The organism is Streptomyces sp. NPDC001832, from assembly GCF_040297265.1.
Classification (GTDB): Bacteria; Actinomycetota; Actinomycetes; order Streptomycetales; family Streptomycetaceae; genus Streptomyces.
Map to the genome: position 1 here is coordinate 1 of NZ_JBEOYU010000084.1, position 4974 is coordinate 4974.

The following is a 4974-nucleotide window of genomic DNA, read 5'->3' on the forward strand; positions in this document are numbered from 1 at the left end:
GCCGCGTTGTCGTCAATCACCAACGCGCCGCGTTGGCTCAATCCTCCGCCTTGCAGCTGCACGCACCCAGCCCCGCTCCTTCTCCCACCCCCCATTTGCCGGTCGGTCTTAGCCCTCGGTCCAGCCGTGGTTCTTGGCGAACTGCAGCAACCCGCTCCGGACCTGCAGGATCTGAGCCCCTGTCAGCGACGGTGCCGACTCCAGCAGGACGTCGGTCACCTCCTTGGTGTACTCGGCCGCACTGAGCACATCGCACAAGGCGTCGTCGTCCGCGGCCCGGGAAACGTGGACCACAGCGGGCCTGGGAGGTGTCAGCGGCTTCCCGTCGGGACCCTCGGCGAGCCGGACGGATGACGCCTTCAGCCCGCGGTCACCGTCCTCGATCTCGAACTCGACCGCCGTACCCGTGCGTACGTAGGACTCCGGGATCAACATGTCGTTCACATGGAGAAACACATCCTCACCACCGTGATCGGGTGAGATGAAGCCGTATCCCCGTGCGCCGTCGAACCGCACCACGCGACCAGAAACCACACCGACCCCCAAGAAAGTTCCGGGCCCCTTGCCCATTTGCCACACATGGCTCGAGCGGAGAATAGCCCTGCGCAGTCGGCGGCGCGACCCGATCGCGGGGAATCGCCCGGAGCGGGCCAGGGCTTCCGGCGGGGGTTGGACAACAGCTTCTGAGCCCCCGCCTTCGCACTACGGCAGCAGTCCCGCCCGCCGTGCCGCCACCACCGCCTCCAGACGTGTGCGCGCGCCCAGCTTGCGCATCGCCGAGCGCAGATACCCCTTCACCGTCTCGGGCCGCAGCCCCAGCCGTTCCGCCGCCACCGCGTTCGTCGTCCCCGCCGCCACGCAGGCCAGCACGTCCACCTCGCGCGGCGCCAGGTGCACCCCGCAGGGCTTCGGCGCGCGGGCCCCGGCCGCCGAGGCGAGCCGCCCGCACACCGAGAGCAACTCGTCGCGCAGCGCCGGGTCGACGATCTTCGGGATCAGGGCACGCAGTTCGCGATGGGCCTCGCGGACGTCCTCCCAGGCCTCCGGCGCCGCCCTCGGGTCTGTGACCTGCTCCCGGGCCACGGCCAGGAACTGCTGCACCTCGTCCCGTACGACCAGGGTCTGTTCCACATCGCGGGCAGCGGCGACCGCCGCGTCGAACGTACGGTCCCCGAGCGAGAGCGGCTCTCGCAGCGCCCCGTACAGCACGCCGCGTACCTTACGCCGTACGACGACGGGCACCGCGACCACCGAGCGCAGGCCCTCCGCCGCCACCGCCATGTCGTACTCGTGGCTGATATGGCGCGAGGAGCGGTAGTCGGTCACCGTGCACGGCCGGGACAGGGCGATCGCCTTGCCACCGAGCCCGCTGCCCGCCGAGATCACGAGCCCCCGCAGGACGGCGGTCTGCGCACCGTGCAACTCGGCGATCCGGGCATGCCGGGCATCCGAGAGCAGCCCACCGAAGGCCACGGGCAGCCCACTGGCCCGGCGCAGCCGCAGCAGCGCTGCTTGCATCTCGACCGCATCGACGGACTCCGGCACGCTGCCGCCTCTCTGCCTGGTCCCTGCCCGGCTGCGGGGCTCGACAGCCGTGTTCGCTGTACCCCCGTTCGGGGGTGGTGAGACCTGGATCACTGTTTACATCATGTTAAGCGACCGGTCCGGTCCGCAAAGAGGAGGGCACATGTCGGCAACCAGCGCGACGGAGACGTTCCGGGCCGCCCGGGACTTTCTGCTGCAGCACCGCGAGGACTACCACGCGGCCTACGAGGGCTTTCGCTGGCCCCGGACCGACCATTTCAACTGGGCGCTCGACTGGTTCGACGCCATCGCCGAGAACAACGACCGCACCGCCCTGCACATCGTGGAGGAGGACGGCGCCCGCACCGAGGTGTCCTTCGCCCAGATGTCCGCCCGCTCCAACCAGGCCGCGAACTGGCTCCGTGCCCAGGGAGTGCGGGCCGGGGACCGCATCCTCGTCATGCTCGGCAACCAGGTCGAGCTGTGGGAGACGGCCCTCGCCGCCATGAAGCTGCGCGCCGTCGTCATCCCCGCCACCCCGCTCCTCGGCCCGGTCGACCTGCGCGACCGGGTGGAGCGCGGACGGGTCCGGCACGTCCTGGTACGGGACACCGACACCGCCAAGTTCGACGAGGTGCCCGGCGACTACACCCGGATCTCGGTCGGCGCCGACGTGCCCGGCTGGCTGTCGTACACCGGCGCCGACGACCAGCCGGAGACCTTCGGGGCGGACCGGGAGACCGACGCCGATGAGCCGCTGATGCTCTACTTCACCTCCGGTACGACCGCCAGCCCCAAGCTCGTCGAGCACACACATGTCTCCTACCCCGTGGGCCACTTGTCGACGATGTACTGGATCGGCCTCAAGCCCGGGGACGTCCACCTCAACATCTCCTCGCCCGGCTGGGCCAAGCACGCCTGGTCGAATCTCTTCGCACCCTGGAGCGCCGAGGCGACCGTCTTCATCTTCAACTACACCCGCTTCGACGCGGGCCGGCTGATGGCCGAGATGGACCGCTCGGGCGTCACCAGCTTCTGCGCCCCGCCCACTGTCTGGCGGATGCTGATCCAGGCCGACCTCTCCCAGCTGAAGACCCCGCCGCGCGAGGTCGTCGCGGCCGGTGAGCCGCTGAACCCGGAGGTCATCGAGACGGTGCGGCGCACCTGGGGCGTCACCATCCGGGACGGCTTCGGCCAGACGGAGACCTCGGTCCAGGTCGCCAACACCCCGGGCCAGCTGCTGAAGGCCGGTTCGATGGGCCGGCCCAGTCCCGGCTTCAAGGTCGAACTCCTCGACCCGGTCACCGGTGAGCCCGGCGCGGCCGAGGGTGAGATCTCCCTCGATCTGTCGGACCGTCCGGTGGGTCTGATGACCGGCTACCACGGCGACCCGGACCGGACCGCCCAGGCCATGGCGGGCGGCTACTACCGCACCGGTGACATCGGCTCCCGCGACGAGGACGGCTACATCACCTATGTCGGCCGCGCCGACGACGTCTTCAAGGCATCCGACTACAAGATCTCGCCCTTCGAGCTGGAGAGCGCCCTGCTGGAGCACGAGGCGGTCGCCGAGGCCGCCGTCGTCCCGGCCCCCGATCCGGTACGGCTCGCGGTGCCGAAGGCGTACATCGTGCTCGCGGAGGGCTGGGAGCCCGGACCGGACACGGCCAAGGTGCTCTTCGAGCACTCCCGGGCCGTCCTCGCCCCGTACAAGCGGGTCCGCCGACTGGAGTTCGCCGAGCTGCCCAAGACCGTCTCCGGCAAGATCCGCCGCATAGAACTGCGCGAGCGCACGGCCCAGGGCACCGGCACCGAGTACGACGAGGGGGATCTGCGTTGAGCAAGCAGTCCTACGCGCACGGCACCAGCACCACGGCACTGCTCGGCGACACCATAGGACGCAATCTCGACCGCGCGGTCGAGACGTTCGGTGAGCGCGAGGCGCTCGTCGACGTCGCATCGGGGCGACGCTGGACGTACGCCGAATTCGGCACGGCGGTCGACGAGCTGGCGCGAGCGCTGATGGCGTCGGGGGTGGCCAAGGGGGACCGGGTGGGGATCTGGGCGATCAACTGCCCCGAGTGGGTGCTCGTGCAGTACGCCACCGCCCGCATCGGCGCCGTCATGGTCAACCTCAACCCGGCCTACCGGGCGCACGAGCTGGAGTACGTGCTGAAGCAGGCCGGGATCTCCCTCCTGATCGCTTCGCTCTCGCATCGCACCAGTGACTACCGCGCCTGGTCGACCAGGGCCGCGCGGGCTGCCCAGCCCTGCGCGCCGCGCACTACATCGGTGACCCGTCTTGGGACGAGCTGCTGGCCATGTCCGGAGCTGTGACGGCGGAGCAACTTGCTGGCCGGGAAGCCGAGTTGCCCTGCGACGACCCGATCAACATCCAGTACACCTCCGGCACCACCGGCTTCCCCAAGGGCGTCACCCTCTCCCACCACAGCATCCTCAACAATGGCTACTTCGTGGGGGAGCTGGTCGCCTACACCGAACAGGACCGGGTCTGTCTGCGTCGGCCGGATCAAGGACATGATCATCCGCGGCGGTGAGAACGTATATCCCTGGGAGATCGAAGAGTTCCTCCACGGCCACCCGAAGATCGCAGATGTGCAGGTGGTGGGCGTACCGGACGACACCTACGGCGCGGAGATCCTGGCCTGCGTCATCCCGAGGGACCCGGCGAACCCGCCGACCCTGGAAGAGGTGACAGGCTACTGCCGCGAGCAGTTGGCGCACTACTAGATTCCGCGGCAGCTGCAGATCCTGGAGGCCTTCCCGATGACGGTCAGCGGGAAGGTTCGGAAGATCGAACTGCGGGCGGGCTGCGGCCAGTAGGACCGGATCGCCCCGGGCGCTGTCAGGCGGCCTCGATGATGTCGGCGGAAGCGCCCCGGGTCGCGGCCGCCCATTCGATCAGCAGCACCTCGTAGGCTGCGGACTCCACGGAGGACCAGTCCTGTCCGGCTCGAGCGTCGACAAGGGCCCGTATCGCTTCGTTCGCCTCGGCGGCGGACGGGGGCGTCGGGCGGGTCGTGCGCGGCGGGTCGACAGGTGGTGTGTTCCGTGGAGTTAAAGCCATGTTCCCTACCTTAAAGCCCGCCACTGACAACCGGCCGAACATTTGTGGCCCTGGGCCCGAACGTGACCGATTGCACTTACAGTTGTCGGTCGGTTCCGCTGAGGTACAGGTCGTTTCCGGCGCGCGGGATCTCGCGCCGCATGCAGACCCTCGGCCAGCGGTCCAGGCCGTGCTCCGCCTCCTCCGCCCTGATCTTCGTCAGCCCGTCGGTGAGTTCGGCTACGCCCAGCGTGCGGAAGCCGAGGCGTGCGTAGTACGGCGCGTTCCGTGACTCCTCCACCCCGTGGACGGGGTGGCTTCTCGCTATGCCTGGTTGGCGTTGCGACGGACCAGCCCGGCCCGTAGAACGTTGAGTGCCCCGA

General features: G+C 69.3%; 4 protein-coding genes and 2 pseudogenes. 2 read left to right on the forward strand and 4 right to left on the reverse strand.

The genetic code is table 11. From position 1 onward, the window contains the following. Positions 1-108 precede the first annotated feature (108 nt). Positions 109-534, reverse strand: coding sequence for a cold-shock protein (locus ABT115_RS30580; protein WP_351796696.1), 426 nt, complete (start codon positions 532-534; stop codon positions 109-111). Positions 535-702: 168 nt separating this feature from the next. Further along, complete coding sequence (locus tag ABT115_RS30585) at positions 703-1545, reverse strand: LuxR C-terminal-related transcriptional regulator (RefSeq protein WP_351796699.1); 843 nt, start codon at positions 1543-1545, stop codon at positions 703-705. A 142-nt stretch (positions 1546-1687) separates the two neighbouring features. Here ABT115_RS30585 and ABT115_RS30590 point away from each other — a divergent pair, with 142 nt between their 5' ends. Continuing rightward, complete coding sequence (locus tag ABT115_RS30590) at positions 1688-3364, forward strand: AMP-binding protein (RefSeq protein ID WP_351796702.1); 1677 nt, start codon at positions 1688-1690, stop codon at positions 3362-3364. Then, positions 3361-4368, forward strand: a pseudogene (locus ABT115_RS30595) (AMP-binding protein). Before ABT115_RS30590 ends, ABT115_RS30595 begins: the two are co-directional and overlap by 4 nt. A gap of 22 nt (positions 4369-4390) precedes the next feature. Here ABT115_RS30595 and ABT115_RS30600 read toward each other — a convergent pair. Together ABT115_RS30600 and ABT115_RS30605 are read right to left on the reverse strand one after the other, a co-directional pair. Further along, positions 4391-4612: a hypothetical protein gene (locus ABT115_RS30600; RefSeq protein ID WP_351796705.1), complete on the reverse strand. Its 222-nt coding sequence runs from the start codon at positions 4610-4612 to the stop codon at positions 4391-4393. A 76-nt stretch (positions 4613-4688) separates the two neighbouring features. Next, a pseudogene (locus ABT115_RS30605) lies at positions 4689-4974 on the reverse strand (hypothetical protein); the annotation flags it as partial.